Origin of the sequence: Streptomyces piniterrae, from assembly GCF_005048155.1 — a bacterium.
GTDB classification, from domain to species: Bacteria; Actinomycetota; Actinomycetes; order Streptomycetales; family Streptomycetaceae; genus Streptomyces; species Streptomyces piniterrae.
In genome coordinates this window covers 48,388-70,894 of record NZ_SUMB01000020.1, presented here as the reverse complement: position 1 = coordinate 70,894, position 22,507 = coordinate 48,388, and the positions used below count along the sequence as shown (strand labels likewise).

The window sequence follows — 22,507 nt, the reverse complement described above, 5'->3', positions numbered from 1 at the left end:
GCGGGGCCGCCGCTACGGACGGGACACGGCGGACAGCCCGGCGCCCCGGGAAGCGGCGGCCAGGCCCGCGACCAGCGCCTGCGCACGCGGGTCCGCTGTCACATTCCGCCGCATCCCGTTCGTGACGTACCCGAACGCCAACCCGCTCTCCGGGTCGGCGAAGGCGAGCGCACCCCCGCGCCCGGGGTGGCCGAACGATCCCGGCGCGAGCAACGGCGACGCCGGCCCGTGCAGCATGAAGCCGAGCCCGAAGCGGGTGTTGACCAGCAGCGTGCGGTCTAGGCCCGCGGACTCCTCGGTGCGGGCGAGCGTCAGTGTCGCCGGTGCGAAGAGACGGGCGTGCCCGTCGACAGGGCCGATCAGTGCGGCGTAGCAACGGGCCAGTGCCCGCGCGGTGGCGACCCCCGCCGAGGCCGGCAACTCGGCCGCCCGGTAGGCCGGGTCGTTCTCGTCGGCGGCGGGCGATATCGCGCCGAACGCACGCCGGGTGAGCGACGACGGATCCTCGTACGCCTCAACGACCGCCCGCTTCGGGCGCACCCGCAGCCCCGCCGAGCCGCCCGGGTCCACCGTCTCGATCTCGGCGAGCCGCCCGACGCGGGACTGGACCGCCTCCGGGACACCTATCCACAGGTCGAGGCCGAGCGGCCCGGATATCTCCTCGGCGACCCAACGGCCGATGCCACGCCCTGTGACGCGCTGCACCAGCTCGCCGATCAGCCAGCTGTACGTCTGCGCGTGGTAGCCGTGATCCGTGCCGGGCGTCCAGGCGGGTGCCTGGGCGGCGACCGCGGCGGGGCCGCTGATCCCGTCCATGGCCTGGGCGGGGGTGAGCGGTGTGTCCAGGACGGGCAGTCCGGCGCGGTGCGAGAGCAGATGGCGGACGAGAACCCGGTCCTTGCCCGCCGCCTTGAACTCGGGCCAGTACGTGCCGACGGGCGCGTCCAGGTCGAGCAGGCCGCGCTGGTGCAGCAGGAGCGGCACGATCGCGGCGATGCCCTTGGTCGCGGAGCGGACTATCTGCGCGGTCCCGGCCTCCCATGCGGCGGCCGGGGCGCCCGGGTCGGTGAGGGCACCAGGGCCGGTCAGGACACCAGGGCCGGCCGGCGCGTCACCGTCCCGGCTCCCGCCCCAGAGGTCCACGACCTTCCGCCCGTGCCGGTACACGGCGACCGCCGCGCCCCGCTCGCCGCGTCGTGCGAAGTTCGCTGCGAAGGCGTCCCGGACCGGCTCGAAGCCGTCCTCGACCGTGCCCTGGACGTCCACCACTGATTCCCGCTTCCCACTCATCCGTCGCTTTGGTGACCCATCAATGGTGCAACGTCCGGATCGGTGCTGGTAACCAGGGCCTCGGCGGGTGGCATTCGTCACAGCCGACCGGCCACCGGCGAACGGCGGCGGGCGAACGGTCACCCGCGAGCGGCCGGAGCGGCAGCGCTCACCCCGACAGCGTCACCGACCGCGGGTCGAACCCGAAGGGCAGCTCCAGGCGGTGGGTGTGCATCAGTTCCGTGTCGCAGAGCAGATCCTGGGTGCCGCCGTCCGCGGCGATGACACCGCCGGAGAGGACGACGGAGCGCGGGCAGAGCTCCAGCGCGTACGGCAGGTCATGCGTGACCATCAGGACGGTGACCTCCAATGACCGCAGGATGTCGGCGAGTTCGCGCCGCGAGGCCGGGTCGAGGTTGGAGGACGGCTCGTCCAGGACGAGGATCTCCGGCCGCATGGCGAGCACCGTCGCGACCGCGACGCGGCGGCGCTGGCCGAAGGAGAGGTGGTGCGGGGGGCGGTCCGCGAACCCGGCCATGCCGACCCGCTCCAGCGCCTCGGTGACCCGCGCCTCCAGTTCCGGGCCGCGCAGCCCCGCCGCGGCCGGGCCGAACGCGACGTCCTCCCGCACGGTGGGCATGAAGAGTTGGTCGTCGGGGTCCTGGAAGACGATGCCGACCCGGCGGCGGATCTCGGCCATGTTCTTCTTCCCGACCGGCAGCCCGGCGACGGTGACCGTGCCGGCGCCCGCTTCGAGGATGCCGTTGAGGTGCAGGACGAGGGTGGTCTTGCCGGCGCCGTTGGGCCCGAGCAGCGCGACCCGCTCGCCGCGGCCGACGGTGAGGTCGACGCCGAAGAGCGCCTGATGGCCGTCGGGGTAGGCGTAGGCGAGCCCGGAGACGTCGAGGGACGGGGCGGCGGGCGTGGTCGTACTCAAAGGGTCCATCCCAGGAGGCATACGGCGAGGGCGGCGACGGGCAGGGCGGCGGCGCGGGTCCATTGTGCGCGGGTGGCGGTGGTGTCGGCGATGACCGGCATGGTGCCGGTGTAGCCGCGGCTGACCATCGCCAGGTGGACCCGCTCGCCGCGTTCGTAGGAGCGGATGAACAGGGCGCCGGCGGACTTGGCGAGGATGCCCCAGTGGCGTACGCCGCGCGCTTCGAAGCCGCGGGAGAGGCGGGCGATGCGCATCCGCCGCATCTCGTCGGTGATCACATCGCCGTAGCGGATCATGAAGGAGGCGATCTGGACGAGCTGCGGGGGCATCCGCAGCCGTTGCAGGCCGAGCAGCAGTTCGCGCAGCTCCGTGGTGGCGGCGAGCAGGACGGAGGCGGCGACGCCCAGCGTCCCCTTGGCGAGGATGTTCCAGGCACCCCAGAGGCCGGACTCGCTCAGGCTCAGCCCGATGACGTCCACCCGCGGGCCTTCGGCGACGAACGGCATCAGCACGGCGAACGCCACGAACGGCACCTCGATGAGCAGCCGTTTGAGCAGAAATCCGGCCGGCACCCGGGCGGCCCCGGCCGCCGCGGCGATCAGTACGGCGTACAGCCCGAAGGCCCAGACCGCCTCCCGCGGCGTGGAGACGACGACCAGCACGAAGCAGAAGACGGCCGCGATCTTGCAGTGCGGCGGCAGGGCGTGCACGGGCGAGTGCCCGTGCCGGTAGAGCTTATGAGAGTGCCCGGCACCCACCTCAGACGCTCCCGACCGCGCGCTCGGCGGTGCCGGCGCTCTTCCGCCGCCTGACCACCACGAACACACCCGTCCCCACGGCCAGCGTCGCGCCGACCCCGATCACCCCGGCCAGCCCGCCCGAGAGCCGCGGATCGCCGATGTCCTTCACGCCGTAGTCCGCGAGCGGCGAGTCCTTCGCGGCGTGGTCCTTCGCCTTCGCGTCGATCCCCTGGTCATGGGCGACCTTCTCCAGACCGTCGGGGTCGGCGGACGCGTAGTAGCTGACGCCGCCGGCGCAGACCAGGGCGGTCGCGACACCGGCCAGCCAGACGCGGCGGGTGGAGCGGCGGGGGCCGGGGGCGGCGGGGGCGGGCCCGGATGCCGGCTCGGGGGCGCTCTCCGCGCTCTCCCGCGCCGCGGTCGTGACCTCACCCGCGCCCGCGCCCGGCACCGCGACCTGCACCGTACGCAGCTCCAGCGGCTGGGTCAGCCCACGGGCCCCGTAGACCAGGTCGGGCCGCACCGCGACCACGGCCCCGACCGTCAGCGCGGTGATCACGGCCTCGCCGATCCCGATCAGCACATGGACCCCCACCATGGCGGTGAAGACCTTGCCGATCGACACGTCGGCGGTGCCGCCCAGTACGTAGAGTCCGGTGAACGCCCCGGCCGCGGCCGGCACCGATACCAGGGCGGCGACGAACGAAGCCACCGTGATCGACCGCCGCCCGCGCGGCAGCACCTTCACCAGGCCCCGGAAGAGCGCATACGCGACCACGGTCGTCACGATCGCCATATCCGTGATGTTGACCCCGAGCGCGGTCAGCCCGCCGTCGGCGAACAGCACGCCCTGCATCAGCAGCACCACGGAGACACACAGCACACCCGTGTACGGGCCGACGAGAATCGCCGCGAGCGCGCCGCCCAGCAGATGCCCGCTGGTCCCGGCCGCCACCGGGAAATTCAGCATCTGCACGGCGAAGATGAACGCCGCCACCAGGCCGGCCAGCGGCGCCGTACGCTCCGCGCCCGAGCCCGCACCCGCCAGCTCCCGCCGGGCACCACGCAGACTGACCGCGACGGCGGCCGCGGCGACCACACCGGTCGCCACCGACACCGGCGCGTTGATGAATCCATCGGGTACGTGCATCTCAGGGGGTCTCCGCAGTCCGCTTCCAGCCAAAGCAACCCACCAATGTTGCGGTCTACTGCGAATAAGTTGCAAGAGCGCCAGGGATGCGGGACCGGTCCCGGAGGCCCGGGATGCGGGGGCTTAATCCGCCTCGCCCCGTATGTGGCGTATGAGCGCGGCTAGCCCGGCCGGGGTGGCGGAGAGGGCTTGGACCGGGTCGCCACTCTCACGGAGGTGGACGGCCCCGTCTGCGGCAGCTATCTCCACGCAGTTGGGCGCGTCTCCGTTGCCGGAGAACGAAGACTTCTGCCATACAGGTGCCGCTGCCATGCCAGGGCCTTTCAGACGCACTGCGCCAGTCGGTGAATGAAGTCCCTCGACTCTACGACTCCCAGTGCAGCCCCCTCCACGTCGCTTATCACCCTCCGGTACCGGCCAAGCTGCGCCTCCGCGTCCATAAACGTCCCCCCGTGCACGGTGTCCAGCAGGACGGTGTCCAACTGTGGGACAGGGCCGACCGCGATCAGAGTCGGATTGCCGATCTCTGTGAATCCGTCTACATCGAACGGGACTACTCTCACAGCGACTTGAGGACGCTCGGACTGCTCCGCGATGTGAAGCAATTGCCTTCGGGCGACCTTTCGGTCAGCCACCCTGACGCGCAGCGCAGCCTCATGAACCACCACCTCATAGCGGAATGGCTCAGGTCTGCCCAAGACCTCCTGCCGCCGCAGGCGGAAGTGAACACGTGCATCGAGTTGCTCTTCGGGGAGCCGCGCAACGGAGTAGATCGCCCGCACCTGCTCCTCTGTCTGCAGCAGGCCCGGAATCTGAACGTTTTCGAACGACCTCAAGTGCGCGGCATGGTGCTCCAGTTCCGCCAGGTCAAGGAACCCCGATGGGAGCTGACCTCGGTAGTCGACCCACCACCCGCGCACCTGCTCGCCTGTCATCGCGGCCAGGGCATCGACGAACGCGGCATCCTCAGCTGCGTAGTGACCGGCCAAGAGCCGGACGCGCTCGGCGCTCACGCCGACTCGGCCCGCCTCCAAGTTGGAGAACTTGCCCTCGTTGATCCCCGTCGCGCGGGCCGCTTCCCGAAGGGACAGCCCCGCCCGCTCCCGGAGCTTCCGAAGCTCCTTCCCCAGGCGCTCCTGCCGCGCCGTGATGTTCCTCCTCGCCACCATGCGCCCCTACTTTCCTGTCAGTTGAGGAAGACGATAGTAGGGGTCGGGCTTGACCTGGGTCGGATCCGCCCCCTACCGTGAGTAATGTGCCACACACGCTGCGAAATGCTGGCACCGGAAGCGCACCGCCCCGCCCTGCCAAGACGGCCGCGACACTGCCACCGCCCGCCCGCGATCGCGCATCTCAACTCCCTCCCCCAAGCTGGAGTTACCGCATGCCTGAAAGCGCCGACGAACCCTGGGACTACTCCCTCTACATCCCGCACGACCCTCGCGCGGTCCCCATCAGCCGCCACACCCTGTGCCTCATCCTCACCGCCCACGGCCTCCCCCACCTCACCGTGACCGCAGCCCTCCTGGCCACCGAGCTGATCGGCAATGCCATGCGCCACACCAAGGGTCCCGCGGGCCTACTTCTCCACTGGGAGGACGGCACCCTCCGTATCGGCGTCTGGGACACGGACCCCACCCCACCGGAACCCCTGCTGCTCACCAGCGCGGACGCCGAGGAGGGCCGTGGCCTCGCCCTCGTCGGCATCTGTGCCGACGACTGGGGCTGGCTCCCCCTCACCGAAACCGCTTTCGGCGCCGCGGGCAAGTACGTCTGGTGTGAACTGGCCGCCGCTGCGTGAGCGAAGTGGCCTCTCGGCAAGTCCTGGCAAGTTCCTCGCCTGTACGGCGAGTTGTCGGCAATCTCGGGCATGCAAATCGTTGCCCTCAACGGAGGTAGACGTCATGGCCTTACGGAAACTCGGCAAGGACCCCGAGAGTCCGAGCGGTGGTTCTCCCACGGTGTACCTGGACGAAGAGACGGACAACTACCTCGTTCAGGGCTGGAAAGTGCTGGATCAGGAGCGCCTGGCCCAGATGGACATCCCCGGCCATGAGACGGTGGTCGAAATCCCCCGGCGCATGGTGCAGTTCTTCCTGGAGGTGAAGCGTGACAACGGTCCCGACGTTTGAGGAGCTGTTCCACAACTGCCAGAGGTCGGCGGTCCATCTGGAGATGCGCGACGGCTACATGAAGTCGGACCCGGCGTTCATCGACTGGAGCGCAGGCCGGACCATCGAGCCCGCGCAGCGGTGGGGGGACTGGCTCCGGCTGGTCTCCGAGTCGACCGCCCGGGGGGTGGAAGTCCGGCGCGCCCGGATCGTGTCCGAGCCGATCAGCGCCTACATCCGCTTCGAATACGAGGTCACGGAGGGCCTCAACATCGCGGCCGGTGAGCAGGTGCGATGGCTGTCGCGGCGCGACGCGACGAGCATCGCCCTGCCGGGCAACGACTTCTGGCTCTTCGACTCCGGTCTCGTCCTGGTGAACCACTTCGACGGGGACGGGGACTCCCTGGAACACGAGGTCGTCACGGACCCCGAGGTCGCGAAACTCTGCGCATCGGCATTCGAGGCCGTGTGGGAACGCGCGGTGCCGCACGAGGCGTACCGGCCCGTCTGACAAGCACCCGGCGGCACGGGCCACGCAGCATGACCTCACCATCGTCGAGCGTTCACCAGGCCAGGAAGGCCCTGGGCCAACGCCTGCGCGAGATACGGCTTGACGCCGGCCTCACCGCGCGGGCGTTGGCCGCCTTGGCCGGCTGGCACGAATCGAAGTGCTCCCGCTTCGAGAGCGGCAGCCGAAGCCCTTCGGAGCCGGATCTCCGTGCCTGGGCGCTGCACTGCGGTGCGCTGCACCTCGCTGAAGATCTCGTGGCAACTGCTCGCGGTATCAACGGTATGTACGTCGAGTGGCGCCGCATGGAGCGGTCGGGACTCAGGCAGGCTCAGGAGTCAGTCCTCCCGCTCTGGGAACGTACTCGGCGCTTTCGCATCTACTCCTCGTGGCTGATCCCAGGGCCCGTGCAGACAGCGCCGTACATCAGGGCACTGCTGACCTCGATCCGCGATCGTCGACAGCTCGTCGACGATGTGGACGCGGCCGTACGAGTACGCATGGACAAGCAGCACATCGTGCACAAGGGGAATCATCGCTTTGCGATCATCCTCGAAGAGAGCACCCTCCGATATCGGATCGGTGGGCCCGAGGTGATGGCGGGCCAGCTACGGCATCTCCTCGTCGCCGCAGCTCTGCCTTCCGTAAGCCTTGGCATCGTGCCGCTCGGTGCCGACCGGTCCGGGCTCTGGCCCGTCGAAGGATTCTTCCTCTTCGATGACGTTCAGGCCAACGTCGAATTGGTGTCCGCGCACGTGACGGTCACGCAGCCGCACGAGATCAACCTGTACGCCCAGACGTTCTCCGCTCTTGCGGATCTCGCCGTGTATGGCGGGGCGGCTCGGGATCTGATCACAGCCGCAATCGACTCGCCCGGGTGACTCCTGGCAAGTTCCGGCACACTCGTTGAGCCCCTGACCTGCACGTTTCTAGCGTGGCTCACATGACCACCACGCGCTCGAAGACTCCACAGCTGACCGCCGCCAAGGCCGTCGAAGAACTCAGGACCGCACTGGCCGGGGCGGACATCCGCCTTCCCTCGCTCACGTGCGACGCCGCATCGCCCGACCTCAACCTCGTCGACCTGGGCCGTGTCAGCGCGCAGGTGGCCGTCGCACTCGCCGACGTCGTCAGGCGGGGCACCAGGTGATCCGGCACCCACTTCTGCAGACGCACCTAGAAGGAGAGCACACCATGCCCGACGTCTACGACGCGCCCATCGCCGACGCTCAGTTCGCCACCTTCTGTGGCGGCAACTTGGGAGGCGAGCACGAAACCTGCCTCTCGGTCGCCGAAATCCCGGGCATGACCGGGACGTTCGTCGTGCACGACACCAAGCCCGAGGGCGCTGGCCAAGAGCTGCGTGCGACCGCCCAGGAACTCGACGCCTTCGCTCTTGGCTGGGTCAGGGAGCGGGGGCTGCAGCCCTGAACTGGCAGGGACATTGGCATGGGTACGGCCCCTGGGTCGGCAACGGCAAGCAGTACGGGCAAGAGGGCTTGCGCCGGCCGGGCCGGCCTCCGGAAGACGAGCAGAGCCGCGCCTTTCTCGCCTCGACGCTGCCGCCGATGATGGTCGGCCACTGGCTGATGCGGCGCAACCAGGCTGCCGCCGAATGCACCTGGACCAGCCCGGTCAACGCCGTGTCATGGCTGAAAGGGGTGTACGAGGAGAACCCTCCCCTTGAACGGGAGGACGGCAGGCTCGCGTACTGCGGTTTTGACGTGAAGACGGCGTACGCGCTCGACGCACTGCCACGCGGCACCGACGTGACATGGGCCTATTGGACAGCCTCGGGCTCCCTGGCCTCGTACTCGGTGGTGGCCTGCCCCAACCGCTCACATCCGCATATCCCTTGCCCACTTCCACCCGCCTGACCGGACAGCGCCGAGGAGGAGACGTATGTCGTTGGAAGTGCTACTGAACGACGACGTGGGCGAACTGCTGGGCTCGTGGCCGACTGAACCGCGTGTGTACCACCGAGGCACCACCGATCTGGATCGCAGTGTGCCGCTGTCCCTCTTGGACGCGTATATCGACTACGGCCTTCTGTCTGCGCAGTACGTCGCGGTGGTCAGGGACGGGCAGGCTGTTCATCCGGGCCGGTTCTCCCGGGATGGCGCACTCCTCCCGGAGAAGATCCGCGAGCTGGTCGACGAGGGCCACAGCGTGAACCTCCGGGAGGCACAGCGCTCGATCCCGTACTTGGCTCAGCTGTCGTCCGAAATCCAGCGTGAGACCGGGTACCCGAACCATGTGAGCGCGATCATCACACCGCCGGGAAAGCAGGGCCTCAGACATCACTGGGACCAATTCACGGGGATCATCGCGCAACTCGCCGGAGGCAAACGCTGGCCTTTGTGGTGCCCCGTCGTCGATTACCCGATGGATGACTACTTGTCGTCGCCCCGTATGTGGAGCCCGGAACTGCAGGAGCACTTCGAGACGAGCCCACCCGACGTCGAGTTCGAGTTGGCGCCCGGAGACACCTTGATCGTCCCGAGAGGCTGGGTGCACAGCCCGCACGCAATCGGCAGTGCCACGAGCTGTCACCTGACGTTCGCGATCAGGGACCGGCCGTGGTTGTGGCTGGTGCAGCAGCTCGTCGAGCTGGCCGTGGAGGAGCAGTCGTTCCGGATGGAGGTGCCTCCGAGCGCATTCACCAAAGATCTTGAAAACGGTGTCCGTGCGGCGCGATCCATGGTGATCAACTTCCTCGGTCGGCTGGATCCGGCCACGGCCGCGGCACGGATCCGAGAGACCGCCGTGAGCGAGAGGACCTGACGCAGCCTTCCGAAACACCAATGGCCCGGCAACGGCCACTCTCTCTCCCCCCCCCGGCGGGACGCCGTTGCCGGGCCTTTCGCAGAGCCGTCAGAGCCTCGCCGGTTGCGCCGCGTCGGTGGGCGGGGGTGGTGGGCGGGGGTGGTGGGCGGGGGTGGTGGGCGGGGAGCCACTCGCGGCTCCCCCGGCACGGATCGCGTCGCCGAGTTGCCGCCCCCTGGCCCTGCCGAAACGATGGATGCGTGAGCGACGCACGCGAGGCCGTCGGCCCGCACCCGGAGGCGTACCCCGCCAAGCCTCGCGGGCGGCTGCGCAGGATGCCGACCGCGCCCGGCCCGCCGCCCGGCTCGTATCTGCGCTATCCGCATGTGCACGGCGACTCGCTCTGCTTCGCCGCCGAGGACGACCTCTGGATGGCGCCGATCGCCCCGGACGGGGAGGAGCCAGGCCGCGCCTGGCGGCTGACCGTCGACCGCACCCGCGTGGGCCACCCCCGCTTCTCGCCCGACGGCCGGCATATCGCCTTCACCACCTGGCGCAGCCTCGATCCTGAGGTGCATCTGGCCTCGGTGGACGGCGGGCCGGCCCGACGGCTGACGTACTGGGGCAGTACGGACGCGCGGGTCTGCGGGTGGACTCCGGACGGGCACATCCTGGCGGTCTCCTCGCACGGCCAGCCCTTCTCGTACTACTCCTGGGCGTTCAAGCTGGCGACCGACGGCAGTCCGGGTGCGCAACTGCCCTGGGGGCCGGTCTCCGACATCGCGGTCGCCGATGTCGACGGGGAGCACAAGACCCTTCTGCTGACCGGCAAGCCGCCGCATGAGCCCGCCTCCTGGAAGCGCTACCGGGGCGGCGCGATGGGCCGGATGTGGCTGCACGGCACCCGGCTGCTGCCGCATCTGGGCGGGCATCTCGACTCGGTGATGTTCGTGGGCGACCGGATCGCGTTCCTCTCCGACCACGAAGGCGTCGCCAACGTCTACTCCTGTCTGCCCGACAGCTCCGACCTGCGCCGGCACACCGATCACTCCGACTTCTACGCCCGGCATGCCTCGACCGACGGCTCCCGCATCGTCTACCAGTGCGCCGGTGAGCTCTGGCTGATCGACGACCTGGCCTCGGACGCCGTACCGCGCAAGCTGGCGGTGCGGCTCGGCGGGCCGCGGGCCGGCCGCCGCCACTACCAGGTCCCGGCGGCCTCGCACCTCACCTCGCTGGCGGTGGACGCCACCGGGCGGGCCAGCGCGGTCGGCGTGCGCGGCAGCCTGTACTGGCTCACCCACCGCGACGGCCCGGCCCGCGCGATCCACGACACCCCGGGCGTGCGGGTGCGGCTGCCCGAGATGCTGGGCTCCACCGGCCGGATCGCGTATGTGACCGACGCCGAGGGCGAGGACGCCATCGAGATCGCCAATCTGCCCCGGGCCAGCGACGCGGGCCGGCCACGCCGGCTGGCGGCCGGGAAGCTCGGCCGGGTGCACGAGATGGTCTCCTCGCCGGACGGCGAGCGGCTGGCGGTGGCCTCCCATGACGGCCGGCTGCTGCTGGTGAATGTGGCACGGCCCGAGGAGGGGACCGGGGAGGAGTCCGGGGCGGGGGAGCCCGCCGCACCCTCCCCCGCCCCGCTCCCCGGTGACGTCGGCGAGCTGGTCCGTTCCGACAACGGGCCCGTCCGCGATCTGGCGTTCTCCCCCGATTCGGGCTGGCTGACCTGGTCGCACCCCGGGATCGGCCGTTCGCTGCGGAAGATCAAGATGGCCCGGCTGGCCGACCACACCATCGTCGACGTCACCAACGGCCGCTTCGAGGACGAGCAGCCTGTCTTCACCCGCGACGGCCGCTACCTGGCCTTTCTGTCCTGGCGTGGGTTCGACCCGGTCTACGACGTGCACACCGGCGATCTGTCCTTCCCGCTGGGCTGCCGCCCGTATCTCGTACCGCTGTCGTCGGCGACCCCGTCCCCCTTCGCACTGTCCCCGGAGGGACGGCCGGCGGCGGGCGGTCTGGACCCGATGGAGAATCCGCCGGTGGGCGAGGGGCCGGTGCTGGTGGAAATGGAGGGGCTGCCCAACCGGGTCACCCCGTTCCCGGTCGCGGCGTCCAAGTACTCCTCGCTCTATCCGGTCAGTGGTGGCGGACTGGTCTGGTTGCGCTGGCCGATCTCCGGCGCGCTCGGCGAGACCTTCGCCAATCCGGCCGACGTGTCGGGCCGGCCCACCCTCGAACACTTCGATCTGGTCAAGGCCCGGCGCACCGAACTGACCAGTTCCCTGGACGGGTTCGCGCTCAGCGGGGACGGCACACGAGTGGTCGTCAACGACGAGGGCGATCTGCGCGCGGTGCCGGCGACCGAGCCGCCCGACCCCGACACCGCGGTCTTCATAGACCTGCGGCGGATCCTGCACGACGTCCATCCCGAGGCGGAGTGGCGCCAGGCGTACGAGGAGGCGGGCCGGATCATCCGGGCGTACTTCTGGGATCCGCAGCTGTGCGGCATCGACTGGGACGATGTGCTGGCGCAGTACCGGCCGCTGGTCGAACGGGTCGCCTCGCCCGACGAGTTCGCGGATCTGCTCCGCGAGGTGCTGGGCGAACTGGGCACCTCGCACGCGTATGTCACCGGTGCCCGCCGCAACGAGGGGCCGCCGCACTACCAGCGGGCGATGGGTCTGCTCGGCGCCAACTTCGTGCGCCGGGACGACAGTTGGGTGGTCAAGCGGATCCTGCCCGGTGACTCGTCGGACTCCAAGGCGCGCTCCCCGCTCGCCGGTACGGGTATCCGCGAGGGTGCCGCGCTGACCCATGTGGACGGCCGCCCGGTGGACCCGGTGGCCGGCCCGTATCCGCTGCTGTCCGCGGCGGGCGGCACCACCGTCGAGCTGACCTTCGCGCATCCCGCCGAGGGGGGCCACCCCCGCCGGGTGGCGGTGGTCCCGCTCATCGACGAACGGCCGCTGCGCTACCAGGACTGGGTGGCCAAACGCCGGGCGGTGGTAAGGGAGTTGAGCGGTGGTAAGTGCGGCTATCTGCACATCCCCGACATGGGCGGGTCCGGCTGGGCCCAGTTCAACCGGGATCTGCGGATGGAGCTCTCACTGCCCGCCCTGATCGTGGACGTACGGGGCAACGCGGGCGGCAATATCTCCGAGCTGGTGATCGAGAAGCTGACCCGCACCATCATGGGCTGGGATCTGACCCGCGGCGCCCAGCCGGTGTCGTACACGAGCAATGCGCCGCGCGGCCCGGTCGTCGCGGTGGCCGACGAGATGACCTCGTCCGACGGCGACATGATCACCGCGGCGTTCAAACTGCTGGGCATCGGCCCGGTGGTGGGCATGCGCACCTGGGGCGGGGTGGTCGGGATGACCGGCCGGCACCGGCTCGGCGACGGCACCGCGATCACCGTGCCGATGAACGCGGCCTGGTTCCGGCTGTACGGCTGGGGCGTGGAGAACCACGGCGTCGAGGTCGACATCGAGGCGCTGCGGTCGCCGCTGCACTGGGCCGAGGGCCGCCATCCGCAGCTCGGTGTGGCGGTCCGTACGGCGCTGGAGCTGCTGGAGCGCCACCCGGCGGCGACCCCGCCGGACCTGTCGGACGTACCGGACCGGCGCCGGCCGCAACTGCCGCCGCGCAGTGGTGGATCGGGGCGACTGGCCGGGTGATGCAGAACCGACACGACTGAAGGGTGCACCCGGGTCCTCGGGTGCACCCCTCGTTCATCCGCGGCATGTTGGCCCGCGCATGGCGTTCAGGACATACGCCGGTCGGCGCACGCCGGAACAGCATACGCCGGGTCAGCTTTAGAACACGTCGCGGTCGTCCACATCGTCCAGCAGGTCTTCGCGCTGGTCACGGCCCTGTTGGCCACGTTCGCGACTCTGTTGGCCGCGCTCCTTGGCCTGTTTCTTGCCGCGCTCCTTGACGTCGCGCATCCGCTTCTTCGCCTCTTCCGAGAGTTGCTCGCCCTTGTCCTTGAACTGGTCCGAGATGCCCATGCTGTTCACTCCTGTGCGGGTGTCGGGAATCGGGCTCGACCAGCCTGACATGAACGGACATACAGCGCATTTCGACGAAAGAGGGGCAGGGTACGGGGCGCGTACCGGCCTCGCCTCCGCGCCGCGCCTACCGGTTCGTCCGCGCCTTCTCGTCCGCCTCGCCGCCCGCGCCGACCAGGCCGACCCGCATCCCGTCGAGCCGGTCCCCGAAGCGCCGCATCTCGCGCTGGCCCACCGAGCCGATGACCGACGGCAGATAGCCGCGGATCGACTGCATGCCGCGCAGCCACCACTGCCCGTAGACATGCGCGGAGCGGCGCTCGATGCCCGCCACGATCCGGTCGACGGCGGGGCCGAGCGGATACGTCTTGTTGGACGGCCAGGGCAGACGGGCGCGCAGCTCGCGCATGACGTCGTCCTGGTCGGCGCCGCGCACCATGTCGGTATCGGTCCAGCTCAGATAGCCGACGCCGACCCGTACGCCCTTGTAGCCGACCTCGGCGCGCAGGCTGTGCGCGAACGCCTCCACGCCCGACTTGGACGCGCAGTACGCGGTCATCATCGGCGCGGGGGTGATCGCGGCGAGCGAGGCTATCTGGAGGAAGTAGCCCCGGGACTCCATCAGTACGGGCAGGAAGGCCCGGCCGGTCACCGCGCCGCCGATCAGATTGACCTCGATGACCCGCTTCCAGGCGACCGGGTCGGAGTCGACGAACGGGCCGCCGGTGGCGACCCCGGCGTTGGCGACGACGGCGTCGACCTTCCCGAAGCGGTCCTTGACCTCCCCGGCGACCTGGGCCATCGCCTCATGGTCGGTGACGTCCGCGTACCAGTGGTGCGCCGGGCCGTGCAGCGAGGCCGCGACTTCGCGCAGCTCGTCCGGCTCCAGGCCGACCAGCGCGAGCGTCGCGCCGCGCGCCGACAGCTTGCGCGCCAGCAGCTCACCGACCCCGCGTGCCGCGCCGGTGACGACGACGACCTGCCCCTCCAGGTTCCTGCGCGCGCTCATGCCGTCTTCTCCTTCTTCTGCCGCTCGGCCGTCGTCCGTTGCTCGGCGTCCGTCTTCTTGCGGTCGGCTCGGGTCTTCTCGTGGTCGGCTTGGGTCTTCTGGTGGTCGGCTTCGGTCTTCTGGTGGTCGGTTGTCGGGTGACCGGTCCGGTGACCAGTCGTCGCGTGGCCGGTCGTCAGGTGGTCACTGACCAGTTCGCGGAGGCGGGCCGCGACCGCGCCCGGATCCTCGATCGGCGTCATATGTCCCAGGCCGGGCAGTTCGGTCAGCCCACGGCAGTCGGGAAGTACGGCGGCCAGCCGGCGGGCGTGCACGATCGGCGTCAGCCGGTCGGCGGTGCCCGCGAGAACCGCGGTCGGCATCTCCAACCGTGCGACACCACTGGTCAGTTCGAGCCCGGACAGCACCCTGCCCCAGTGGGACCGTACGCCGGCCGGGCAGGCGTGCACGATCCGCGCGCAGGCTTCGATCTGCTCGGCGGTGGCGCCGGCGCCCATCGTGGCGTACCTCAGGGCCCACTTGGCGACCGGCGTGACCGGGCCGAGCGGGGCGCGCGAGTGCAGCAGCAGACGGTGCGCCCGGCGGCGGGCGTTCGGGGAGCGCAGCGCGAAGACGCGGGATTCCATGGCGAGCGCGGCACTGCCCGTGCTGCACAGGAACGCGGCGGCGGCCCGCGCGCGCAGCTGCGGCCGGTCGGCGGCGGCCATGATCGTCATGCCGCCCATGGAGTGGCCGCCCACGACGGCGCGTTCGTCCGCCTCCAGCGCCGACTCCAGCACCGCGACCAGGTCGTCGGCGAGCGCCCGGGTGCTGTGGCCGGCCCGGCGGGCGGCCGGGCTGCGGCCGTGGCCGCGCTGGTCGTAGACGATCACCTTGTGGTCGGTGGCCAGTTCGCGGACGACCGGGGCCCAGAAGGCGGTGGAGCAGGTCCAGCCGTGGGCGAGGACGACGGCGGGTGCGTCCTTGGGCCCGTGGATCTCGGCGTACAGCCGGGCGCCGTCGGCCGAGGTGACGGTGCGCGTCTCGCGCGGTGCGGGCGGCGCGTACGGCCCGCCGGTGACATGGGCGGCCCGACTCATGCGGAAACCTCGCTTCGCTCGGCAGCACCCTGGTCAGGTGACCGGTCCGTACCGGCAGCCACCGGCTTGTCCACCGGCTTGTCCACCGACTGACCAGCGGCCCGCGCCCCCGGCACCCGCAGCACCTCGTACTCCGCGAGATCGACCTGCCGCGTCACCTTCCTGAACTCCGAGGTCGTCCCCGGCCAGGCGGTGGTGTTGCGCCCGCTGGAGTCCAGATACCAGCTGTCGCAGCCGCCGGTGTTCCACACCGTGCGCTCCATCCGCTTCTGGATCTTGCGGGTCCACTCCTGCACCGCGGACGGCCGGGCGCTGAGCGCGATCTTCCCGCCGAGGATGTCGAGTTGCCGCATGAAGTCGGCCATGTAGTTCAGCTGGGACTCGATCATCAGGATCATCGAGCTGTTCCCGAGGCCCGTGTTGGGGCCGATGATGGTCAGGAAGTTGGGGAACCCGGCCGCGCTCGCACCGCGCAGCGACTCCATTCCGTCCTTCCACTCCTCGGCCAGCGTGGTGCCGTGGGCGCCGGTCACCCGGTGTGCGATCGGCATGTCCGTGACATGGAAGCCGGTGCCGAAGACGACCGCGTCCACCTCCGTCTCGCTCCCGTCCGAGCCGACCAGCACATTCCCCCGTACCTCCGTCAGCCCGGCGGCGACCACGTCCACATTCCGCCTGGTGAGCGCCGGGTAGTAGGTGTTGGAGAGCAGGATGCGCTTGCAGCCGATGCGGTAGTCGGGGGTGAGGGTGGCGCGCAGCGCCGGGTCCTTGACCGCCTTCTTCATGTGCGCCTTGGCCAGGCCCTCGATCAGCCCCAGCTCGTTGGGACGCTTGGTGAACGCGCTGACCTGGAGTTCCCTGATGCCCCACAGCAGGCCGCGGCGGGCGGCACGGGTGGCCGGGATCCTGGTGTGCAGCCAGCGCTCGGCGGCGGAGATCTTGCGGTCGGCGCGCGGCAGGACCCAGGCCGGGGTGCGCTGGAAGAGGGTGAGCCGGTCGACCTCGGGCTGGATGGCGGGCACGATCTGGATCGCGGAGGCGCCGGTCCCGATCATGGCCACCCGCTTCCCGCGCAGGTCGTAGTCGTGATCCCAGCGCGCCGAATGGAAGACCTTGCCGGGAAAGTCGTCAAGCCCCGGAATGTCGGGAATCTTGGGATCCGACAGCGGTCCGGTCGCCGACACGACGACATCGGCGGTGAGCGCCCCGCTCGCCGTATCGATCTCCCAGTGCAGCTCCTCGTTGCTCCAACGCAGGCTCCGCACATCGGAGTTGAAGCGGATATGCGGACGCAGCCCGAAGGTGTCCGTGACCCGCTCCAGGTACGCCCGGATGTGCGGCTGCCCGGAGAAGTTCCGCGGCCACTCCGGGTTGGGCGCGAAGGAGAAGGAGTACAGATGCGAGGGCACGTCGCACGCGCATCCCGGATAGCTGTTGTCCCGCCACGTGCCGCCCACCGAGTCGGCCCGTTCCAGGACCACGAAGTCGGTGATTCCCTGACGGCGCAGCCGTACCGCCGCGCCCAGGCCACCGAACCCCGATCCGATCACCGCCACCCGCACATGCCTCTGCTCGCGCTCGGCCATGCCGCCGCCTCCCGAGTTCGAAGTCCACATCCTCGCCCCAACCGCGCCAGCAATCACTGGCACAATGGGAGAGTAGGGCAGCGACGTACCGAGCGGTAGGGGTCCCGCGCCACGAAGTTACCGGCGGTCGCACCCCCGAGCCCCCCGAGGCGTTCCCGGCATAGGGTGAACAAGTGGCAGCGAATGAGAACGAAAAGGCGATCGCCGACGAGGACACCGTCGAGCGGCCCAAGACGCGCGAATTCCGAATGCCCGAGCTGGCCAAGGAAGCCGGCATCACGGTACGTACGCTGCGCTTCTACCGAGAGCGCAAGCTGATCCCGGCGCCGCGCCGGGAGGGCCGGATCGCCTGGTACAACGAGCATCATCTGGCCCGGCTGCGCACCATCGGCGCCCTCCTGGAGCGCGGCCACACCCTCGGCGGCATCGCCGAGCTCCTCGCCGCCTTCGAGAGCGGCCGGGACGTCGGCGAACTCCTCGGCCTGGAGGACTCGATCGTGACGCCGTGGTCCGAGGAGACCCCGGTCCGTCTCACGCCCGAGGAACTGGCCGACCACTTCAGCGAGGACATCAGCGCGGAGAACCTCGCCGCGTCCCTGGACCTCGGCTATCTCGCCGTCGACGGCGACGAGTTCGTCCACATCAGCCGCCGCCTCCTGGACGCCTCCACCGACCTCGTCGACAAGGGCATACCGCTCGCCGCCGTCCTCGAAGCCGCCCGCAAGGTACGCGCCCACGCCGACGCCCTCGCCGACATCTTCACCACTCTCGTCCGCACCCACGTCCTCGCCGACGTCCTGGACCGCACCGCCGACGAGCCCCCCACGGCGGAAGAGGCCGAGCGCATCGTGCAGACCATCGAGAAGCTCCGCCCCCTCTCCAAGGGCGTCGTCGAAGCGGAACTCTCCATGGCCATGGACCGCCGCGTCCGCAGGGAAATCGACGCATGGATGCGGGAGCGGGAGTGCGGGGACGACTGACTCGTCCCCGTAGCACGCGCCGCGACGGCGGTCGCCTCCTCAGGCCGTAACCCCCGTCAGAGGCCGTAGCCCACCGTCAGAGGTCGTAGACCACCGTCACCGGAGCATGATCACTCCACCGTGTGTCATAGCTCTCGGCCCGCTCCACGTACGCCTTCACCGCACGCCCCGCCAGGCCCGGCGTGGCCAGGTGGTAGTCGATCCGCCACCCGGCGTCGTTGTCGAAGGCACGCCCGCGGTACGACCACCACGAGTACGGCCCCTCGACATCCGGGTGCAGCGCCCGGACGACGTCGACATAGCCGCCCCGGGTCTCGTCGAGGACGTCGGACAGCCAGGCGCGCTCCTCCGGGAGGAAGCCGGACTTCTTTCCGTTGGCCTTCCAGTTCTTCAGGTCGGCCTCCTGGTGCGCGATGTTCCAGTCCCCGCACACCAGCACCTCACGACCCTCGGCCGCGGCACGTTTCCGCAGGTCGACGAGGTACGGCAGAAACTCCGCCAGAAAGCGTTCCTTCTCGTCCTGCCGTTCCGTGCCGACCTCGCCCGAGGGCAGATAGAGGCTGGCGACGGTCACGCCCGGCAGATCGGCCTCGACATAGCGCCCGCTGCCGTCGAATTCCGCCGAGCCGAAACCCACCTGGACCCGGTCCGGCTCGCGCCGCGTGTAGAGCGAGACGCCGGCCCGCCCCTTGGCGGCCGCCGGGACGTGCACGGTGTGCCAGCCGTCGGGGTCACACACCTCGTCCGGCAGCTGCGCCGCCTCGGCCCGCACCTCCTGGAGGCACAGCGCGTCAGCGCCGGTCTCCGCCAGCCACGGCACAAAGCCCTTCTTGGCCGCGGCGCGCAGCCCGTTCACATTCACAGACGTCACGGTGAGCATCCGGGCACCATACCGACCCGCTGAATCCTTTCCACCACCCGCCCGGGCGCCCGTACCCTTCTCGGAGTGGAGACCCGAATAGAGATACGCACCATCCGCTACGACCACCCCGACGCGGTCAAGCTCGATGAACTCGTCCAGCAGGAGTACGACCGGCGCTACGGCGACGGCGGCGATATGACCCCGCTGGCTCCGGAGATGTTCACGCCGCCCCACGGCATCTACCTGATGGCGTACGAGGACCGGCGTCCGCTGGCCACCGGCGGCTGGCGGGCCATCGAGGACCCGGCCGAGGGGTACGCGGCGGGGGACGCCGAGATCAAGCGGATGTTCGTGCTCCCGGAGGCCCGTGGGCGGGGGCTGGCGCGCCGGATCCTGGCCGCGCTGGAAGCGGATGCGCGGGCCGCGGGGCGTATCCGGATGGTGCTGGAGACCGGGACCAAGCAACCGGAGGCGATCGCGCTCTACACCTCCAGCGGCTACCGCATTCTGGACAAGGCTGACAAGTTCGGGCTCTACCGGACGTACGAGTCGAGCCGCTGCATGGCGAAGTCGCTGAGCGACGGCTAGGCCGCCCCGGCCCGGGACGGCCCGCCGCGGTCGCCGTTCCCTCTTTGGCGCACACCGGCACCCGTAGCACTTCGACTACGGTCGGATGACGGGGACGCAGTGGCAAGGGCCGGACGGCAGCCCCGGCGCAGAAGACACGGCCGGCGGCAGCGCCGGACACGTACACAGCGGTGAGGTGGTGAGCATGGTCGAATTCCGCATCGACCGCCGCAGTGGCGTCGCCACCTACCTCCAGATCGTCCAACAGGTCCAGCAGGCCCTGCGGTTGGGCATCCTGGTGGAGGGTGACCGGCTGCCGACTGCCGCGCAGGTCGCCGCCACGACCAAGGTCAACCCGAACACGACCCTGAAGGCCTACCGCGAGCTGGAACGCGAGGGCCTGGTCGAACCCCGGCCCGGCCTCGGGACCTTCGTCAGCCGCACCCTCGCCCGCCCCAAGTCGGCGGCGGACGCCCTGCTGCGCGAGGAACTGCGCTCCTGGATGGCGCGGGCACACGCCGAGGGCCTGGCCCGCGAGGACGTCCAGGCACTGGTCGACTCGGCCCTGGGGGAACGCTATCCACAGGAGTGAGGCCGGGGCGGCGGGGCGCTCCCATGGCGCCCTCCGCCACCCCGCTTGACCCTCACGTAACGTCAGGCCACAACCTGATCGGCGTACGGACACCATGATCCGTACACCGGTGCAGGCGCGCTCGAAGGAAGCTGCCGCCCACCGGGCACGACAGGACGAAAGGTGCTGCGATGGGCTACTCGGTCGGGCAGATCTCCGCTTCCGCTGGGATCACCGTGCGCACCCTGCACCACTACGACAAGTCGGGCCTGCTCTCCCCGACCGAGCGCACTCCCGCCGGCTACCGCGTCTACAGCGACGCCGACCTGGCCCGGCTCCAGCAGATCCTCTTCTACCGGGAGCTCGGCTTCCCCCTCGACGAGATCGCCACGATCCTGGAAGACCCGCGGGCCAACGCCCTCGACCATCTGCGCGCCCGGCACCGCGTCCTCAACGAGCAGATCACCAAACTGCAGCGTCTGGTCGAGGTCGCGGAGCAGGCCATGGAGGTCCAGCAGACCGGTGTGAAGCTGTCGCCCGACGAGCGGTTCGAGGTGTTCGGCGAGGTCACCTTCGACCTCACCTACGCCACCGACAGACAGCGGCAGTGGCACGACCGCGAGGGGCACCAGCAGGCCATGGCGCGGGCCGCCACGCACACCAAGGAGGACTGGGCGGAGCTCATGGCCGAGGGCGCGGAGTGGCGGCAACGGCTGATCGCCGCGTTCGAGGCCGAGGAGCCCGCGGACGGCGAGCGCGCCATGGACCTCGCGGAGGAGCACCGGCAGGGCATCATCCGCTGGTTCACCCCGTGCCCCACCGATATGCACGGCCGTATCGCCGACGACTTCGCCGCCGATCCCCGCGCGTTCGCCCTGCTCGTCCCCCCGAGCGAACAGCGTCCGGGACTCGCCGCCTACCTGCGCACGGCCGTCCACGCCAACGCCGTACGCCAGTCGCGCCCCGACGAGGCCTGAGGACGGCACGGCTCCGGCCCCGGCCCCGACTCCGGCCCCGCACACCACCGTTGAAGGGTGAAGTCCGATGAAGATCCTGATCACGGCTGCCGGGTCGTACGGCGATGTCGCCCCGTACACCGGCGTCGGCGCCCGCCTGCGCCACGCCGGACACGACGTCGCGCTCGCCACCCACGACGCCTACGCCCCCCTCGTACGCGCCGCGGGCCTGGAGTTCCGCCGGCTGCCGGCCGACCCACGCACCCGGCGCCCGGACAACGCCCCGGCCCCCGATGCCTCCCCCGGCGGCAAACGGGACCTGATGCGCCGGGCCGCCGCCTTCATCCAGGAGCTGGGCGGCGGCCTCGCCGAGGCCACCACCGAGAGCACCGAACTGCTGCTGCTCTCCACCACCACCGCACCGCTCGGCCGGCAGCTCGCCGAGGCATACGGCATACCGTCCCTGGAGCTCGGCCTCCAACCCAACGCCCCCACCGGCGACTTCGCCCCTCCCGTCAGCGGCGCCCGCTCACTGGGCCGCTGGGGGAACCGCGCCGCGGGCCGCCTCTCGCTGCGCATCGTCGACCGCCTCCACGGGGACGCGACCCGGGACCTGCGCGCCCGCCTCGGCCTGCCGCCCGCCTCGCCCCGTACGGTCCGCCGCCGCGCCGAAGCCGCCGGCCGGCCGGTGCTGCACGGCTTCAGCGAGGTGCTGGTGCCCCGTCCGGCGGACTGGCGCAGTGAGCTGGAGGTGGTCGGGAACTGGTGGCCCTGGCACGCCCCCGACGCCCAACTCCCGTCCCCCGTCGAGGACTTCCTCGCCGCGGGCCCGCCGCCGGTCTTCATCGGCTTCGGCAGCATGGCGGCCGGCCAGGGCGAACGGCTGAGCGGCCTCGCCGTACGCGCCCTGCGCCGCGCCGGGGTCCGCGGGGTGCTCCAGTCCGGCTGGGCCGGCCTGGCCACCGGGCCCGACGGGAACGCCGCGGCCGACGACATCCTCACGGTCGGCGAGGTGCCCCACGCGCTCCTCTTCCCCCGCATGTCCGCGGTCGTGCACCACTGTGGCGCGGGCACCGCCGCCGCGGGGCTGCGCGCCGGGGTCCCCACCGTCCCGGTTCCGGTCACCGCCGACCAGCCGTTCTGGGCCGCCCGGTTGGCCGCCCTGGGCGCCGCCACCACCCCGCTCCCCTTCAGGGCACTCTTCGCCGACGACGCGGTGACCCGCCTGGCCGAGGCCATCACCCAGGCCACCACGAGCCCCGCCCTCCACGAACGCGCCGCCGGCGCCGCCCGCCGCATGGCCTCCGAGGACGGCACCGGCGAGGTCGCCAAGGCCGTCGAGGCGCTCGCGGCGGCCGAGGGGTTGACGGATTAGAAGGGGCGGGCCGGCTCACCGC

General features: G+C 70.7%; 25 protein-coding genes. 14 read left to right on the top strand and 11 right to left on the bottom strand.

Features of this window, described 5'->3' with window-relative positions; translation table 11 throughout:
- Positions 1-12: 12 nt before the first annotated feature.
- The 6 genes from FCH28_RS37210 to FCH28_RS37185 form a co-directional block, all read right to left on the bottom strand.
- Complete coding sequence (locus FCH28_RS37210) at positions 13-1,290, bottom strand: serine hydrolase domain-containing protein (RefSeq protein WP_136744856.1); 1,278 nt, start codon at positions 1,288-1,290, stop codon at positions 13-15.
- Positions 1,291-1,438: 148 nt separating this feature from the next.
- Positions 1,439-2,215 (bottom strand): energy-coupling factor ABC transporter ATP-binding protein, encoded by a 777-nt coding sequence (locus FCH28_RS37205; RefSeq protein ID WP_136744855.1) that lies wholly within the window; start codon positions 2,213-2,215, stop codon positions 1,439-1,441.
- On the bottom strand, positions 2,203-2,964 hold the full coding sequence (gene cbiQ, locus FCH28_RS37200; protein ID WP_136744854.1) for a cobalt ECF transporter T component CbiQ: 762 nt from the start codon (positions 2,962-2,964) through the stop codon (positions 2,203-2,205). The genes FCH28_RS37205 and cbiQ overlap by 13 nt, the downstream gene beginning before the upstream one ends.
- Before the next feature lies 1 nt (position 2,965).
- On the bottom strand, positions 2,966-4,096 hold the full coding sequence (locus tag FCH28_RS37195) for an energy-coupling factor ABC transporter permease (RefSeq protein ID WP_136744853.1): 1,131 nt from the start codon (positions 4,094-4,096) through the stop codon (positions 2,966-2,968).
- Between the two features lie 123 nt (positions 4,097-4,219).
- Complete coding sequence (locus tag FCH28_RS37190) at positions 4,220-4,408, bottom strand: DUF397 domain-containing protein (RefSeq protein WP_136744852.1); 189 nt, start codon at positions 4,406-4,408, stop codon at positions 4,220-4,222.
- An 11-nt stretch (positions 4,409-4,419) separates the two neighbouring features.
- Positions 4,420-5,265 carry a helix-turn-helix domain-containing protein gene (locus FCH28_RS37185; RefSeq protein ID WP_136744851.1) on the bottom strand — a complete coding sequence of 282 codons (846 nt, stop codon included), beginning with the start codon at positions 5,263-5,265 and terminating at the stop codon, positions 4,420-4,422.
- A 215-nt stretch (positions 5,266-5,480) separates the two neighbouring features.
- On the opposite strand from FCH28_RS37185, the gene FCH28_RS37180 reads away from it, so the two are divergent.
- From FCH28_RS37180 to FCH28_RS37140, 9 genes are all read left to right on the top strand, one after another.
- The gene (locus FCH28_RS37180; RefSeq protein ID WP_136744850.1) at positions 5,481-5,897 is read left to right on the top strand and encodes an ATP-binding protein; all 417 of its coding nucleotides are present in this window, start codon (positions 5,481-5,483) and stop codon (positions 5,895-5,897) included.
- A 103-nt stretch (positions 5,898-6,000) separates the two neighbouring features.
- A complete protein-coding gene (locus tag FCH28_RS37175) occupies positions 6,001-6,228 on the top strand; it encodes a hypothetical protein (protein ID WP_136744849.1) in 228 nt (75 codons plus the stop codon).
- Positions 6,206-6,718 (top strand): DUF6879 family protein, encoded by a 513-nt coding sequence (locus FCH28_RS37170; RefSeq protein ID WP_187364016.1) that lies wholly within the window; start codon positions 6,206-6,208, stop codon positions 6,716-6,718. Before FCH28_RS37175 ends, FCH28_RS37170 begins: the two co-directional genes overlap by 23 nt.
- A 29-nt stretch (positions 6,719-6,747) precedes the next feature.
- A complete protein-coding gene (locus FCH28_RS37165) occupies positions 6,748-7,596 on the top strand; it encodes a DUF5753 domain-containing protein (RefSeq protein ID WP_136744848.1) in 849 nt (282 codons plus the stop codon).
- 62 nt (positions 7,597-7,658) lie between these two features.
- Positions 7,659-7,865, top strand: coding sequence for a hypothetical protein (locus FCH28_RS37160; protein WP_136744847.1), 207 nt, complete (start codon positions 7,659-7,661; stop codon positions 7,863-7,865).
- A gap of 44 nt (positions 7,866-7,909) precedes the next feature.
- Positions 7,910-8,146, top strand: a complete 237-nt coding sequence (locus FCH28_RS37155; RefSeq protein WP_136744846.1) for a DUF397 domain-containing protein — start codon at positions 7,910-7,912, stop codon at positions 8,144-8,146.
- 137 nt (positions 8,147-8,283) lie between these two features.
- Positions 8,284-8,592 (top strand): hypothetical protein, encoded by a 309-nt coding sequence (locus tag FCH28_RS37150; protein WP_246103503.1) that lies wholly within the window; start codon positions 8,284-8,286, stop codon positions 8,590-8,592.
- Positions 8,593-8,617: 25 nt separating this feature from the next.
- Positions 8,618-9,499 (top strand): JmjC domain-containing protein, encoded by an 882-nt coding sequence (locus FCH28_RS37145; protein ID WP_136744845.1) that lies wholly within the window; start codon positions 8,618-8,620, stop codon positions 9,497-9,499.
- 317 nt (positions 9,500-9,816) lie between these two features.
- Complete coding sequence (locus FCH28_RS37140) at positions 9,817-13,167, top strand: S41 family peptidase (RefSeq protein ID WP_136744871.1); 3,351 nt, start codon at positions 9,817-9,819, stop codon at positions 13,165-13,167.
- Between the two features lie 138 nt (positions 13,168-13,305).
- Here the strand turns inward: FCH28_RS37140 and FCH28_RS37135 are convergent, their stop codons facing one another.
- The 4 genes from FCH28_RS37135 to FCH28_RS37120 all read right to left on the bottom strand — a co-directional run bounded on the left by FCH28_RS37135 (position 13,306) and on the right by FCH28_RS37120 (position 17,174).
- Positions 13,306-13,500 carry a hypothetical protein gene (locus FCH28_RS37135; RefSeq protein WP_136744844.1) on the bottom strand — a complete coding sequence of 65 codons (195 nt, stop codon included), beginning with the start codon at positions 13,498-13,500 and terminating at the stop codon, positions 13,306-13,308.
- A 127-nt stretch (positions 13,501-13,627) separates the two neighbouring features.
- Complete coding sequence (locus FCH28_RS37130; RefSeq protein WP_136744843.1) at positions 13,628-14,509, bottom strand: SDR family oxidoreductase; 882 nt, start codon at positions 14,507-14,509, stop codon at positions 13,628-13,630.
- Complete coding sequence (locus FCH28_RS37125; protein WP_136744842.1) at positions 14,506-15,588, bottom strand: alpha/beta fold hydrolase; 1,083 nt, start codon at positions 15,586-15,588, stop codon at positions 14,506-14,508. Before FCH28_RS37125 ends, FCH28_RS37130 begins: the two co-directional genes overlap by 4 nt.
- Entirely contained in the window at positions 15,585-17,174 is a 1,590-nt protein-coding gene (locus FCH28_RS37120) for a flavin-containing monooxygenase (protein ID WP_136744841.1), read from the bottom strand. Before FCH28_RS37120 ends, FCH28_RS37125 begins: the two co-directional genes overlap by 4 nt.
- A 173-nt stretch (positions 17,175-17,347) precedes the next feature.
- On the opposite strand from FCH28_RS37120, the gene FCH28_RS37115 reads away from it, so the two are divergent.
- On the top strand, positions 17,348-18,154 hold the full coding sequence (locus FCH28_RS37115) for a MerR family transcriptional regulator (RefSeq protein WP_425472076.1): 807 nt from the start codon (positions 17,348-17,350) through the stop codon (positions 18,152-18,154).
- A 76-nt stretch (positions 18,155-18,230) separates the two neighbouring features.
- On the opposite strand, the gene FCH28_RS37110 is transcribed toward FCH28_RS37115, so the two are convergent.
- On the bottom strand, positions 18,231-19,034 hold the full coding sequence (locus FCH28_RS37110) for an exodeoxyribonuclease III (RefSeq protein WP_136744840.1): 804 nt from the start codon (positions 19,032-19,034) through the stop codon (positions 18,231-18,233).
- 78 nt (positions 19,035-19,112) lie between these two features.
- Here FCH28_RS37110 and FCH28_RS37105 point away from each other — a divergent pair, with 78 nt between their 5' ends.
- From FCH28_RS37105 to FCH28_RS37090, 4 genes are all read left to right on the top strand, one after another.
- Positions 19,113-19,604, top strand: a complete 492-nt coding sequence (locus tag FCH28_RS37105) for a GNAT family N-acetyltransferase (protein ID WP_136744869.1) — start codon at positions 19,113-19,115, stop codon at positions 19,602-19,604.
- Between the two features lie 175 nt (positions 19,605-19,779).
- Entirely contained in the window at positions 19,780-20,175 is a 396-nt protein-coding gene (locus FCH28_RS37100; RefSeq protein ID WP_136744868.1) for a GntR family transcriptional regulator, read from the top strand.
- Between the two features lie 170 nt (positions 20,176-20,345).
- Positions 20,346-21,131 (top strand): MerR family transcriptional regulator, encoded by a 786-nt coding sequence (locus FCH28_RS37095; protein ID WP_136744839.1) that lies wholly within the window; start codon positions 20,346-20,348, stop codon positions 21,129-21,131.
- A gap of 67 nt (positions 21,132-21,198) precedes the next feature.
- Entirely contained in the window at positions 21,199-22,485 is a 1,287-nt protein-coding gene (locus tag FCH28_RS37090; RefSeq protein ID WP_136744838.1) for a glycosyltransferase, read from the top strand.
- The last annotated feature ends 22 nt before the right edge of the window (positions 22,486-22,507 follow it).

What these genes read in the sequence shown, in the direction of transcription:
- FCH28_RS37210 (WP_136744856.1), bottom strand. Translation starts at nt 1,290, where the DNA reads ATGAGTGGGAAGCGGGAATCAGTGGTGGACGTCCAGGGCACGGTCGAG.
- FCH28_RS37205 (WP_136744855.1), bottom strand. Translation starts at nt 2,215, where the DNA reads ATGGACCCTTTGAGTACGACCACGCCCGCCGCCCCGTCCCTCGACGTC.
- FCH28_RS37195 (WP_136744853.1), bottom strand. Translation starts at nt 4,096, where the DNA reads ATGCACGTACCCGATGGATTCATCAACGCGCCGGTGTCGGTGGCGACC.
- FCH28_RS37190 (WP_136744852.1), bottom strand. Translation starts at nt 4,408, where the DNA reads ATGGCAGCGGCACCTGTATGGCAGAAGTCTTCGTTCTCCGGCAACGGA.
- FCH28_RS37185 (WP_136744851.1), bottom strand. Translation starts at nt 5,265, where the DNA reads ATGGTGGCGAGGAGGAACATCACGGCGCGGCAGGAGCGCCTGGGGAAG.
- FCH28_RS37180 (WP_136744850.1), top strand. Translation starts at nt 5,481, where the DNA reads ATGCCTGAAAGCGCCGACGAACCCTGGGACTACTCCCTCTACATCCCG.
- FCH28_RS37175 (WP_136744849.1), top strand. Translation starts at nt 6,001, where the DNA reads ATGGCCTTACGGAAACTCGGCAAGGACCCCGAGAGTCCGAGCGGTGGT.
- FCH28_RS37165 (WP_136744848.1), top strand. Translation starts at nt 6,748, where the DNA reads ATGACCTCACCATCGTCGAGCGTTCACCAGGCCAGGAAGGCCCTGGGC.
- FCH28_RS37160 (WP_136744847.1), top strand. Translation starts at nt 7,659, where the DNA reads ATGACCACCACGCGCTCGAAGACTCCACAGCTGACCGCCGCCAAGGCC.
- FCH28_RS37155 (WP_136744846.1), top strand. Translation starts at nt 7,910, where the DNA reads ATGCCCGACGTCTACGACGCGCCCATCGCCGACGCTCAGTTCGCCACC.
- FCH28_RS37150 (WP_246103503.1), top strand. Translation starts at nt 8,284, where the DNA reads ATGATGGTCGGCCACTGGCTGATGCGGCGCAACCAGGCTGCCGCCGAA.
- FCH28_RS37145 (WP_136744845.1), top strand. Translation starts at nt 8,618, where the DNA reads ATGTCGTTGGAAGTGCTACTGAACGACGACGTGGGCGAACTGCTGGGC.
- FCH28_RS37140 (WP_136744871.1), top strand. Translation starts at nt 9,817, where the DNA reads ATGCCGACCGCGCCCGGCCCGCCGCCCGGCTCGTATCTGCGCTATCCG.
- FCH28_RS37135 (WP_136744844.1), bottom strand. Translation starts at nt 13,500, where the DNA reads ATGGGCATCTCGGACCAGTTCAAGGACAAGGGCGAGCAACTCTCGGAA.
- FCH28_RS37130 (WP_136744843.1), bottom strand. Translation starts at nt 14,509, where the DNA reads ATGAGCGCGCGCAGGAACCTGGAGGGGCAGGTCGTCGTCGTCACCGGC.
- FCH28_RS37125 (WP_136744842.1), bottom strand. Translation starts at nt 15,588, where the DNA reads ATGAGTCGGGCCGCCCATGTCACCGGCGGGCCGTACGCGCCGCCCGCA.
- FCH28_RS37120 (WP_136744841.1), bottom strand. Translation starts at nt 17,174, where the DNA reads ATGGCCGAGCGCGAGCAGAGGCATGTGCGGGTGGCGGTGATCGGATCG.
- FCH28_RS37110 (WP_136744840.1), bottom strand. Translation starts at nt 19,034, where the DNA reads ATGCTCACCGTGACGTCTGTGAATGTGAACGGGCTGCGCGCCGCGGCC.
- FCH28_RS37095 (WP_136744839.1), top strand. Translation starts at nt 20,346, where the DNA reads ATGGGCTACTCGGTCGGGCAGATCTCCGCTTCCGCTGGGATCACCGTG.
- FCH28_RS37090 (WP_136744838.1), top strand. Translation starts at nt 21,199, where the DNA reads ATGAAGATCCTGATCACGGCTGCCGGGTCGTACGGCGATGTCGCCCCG.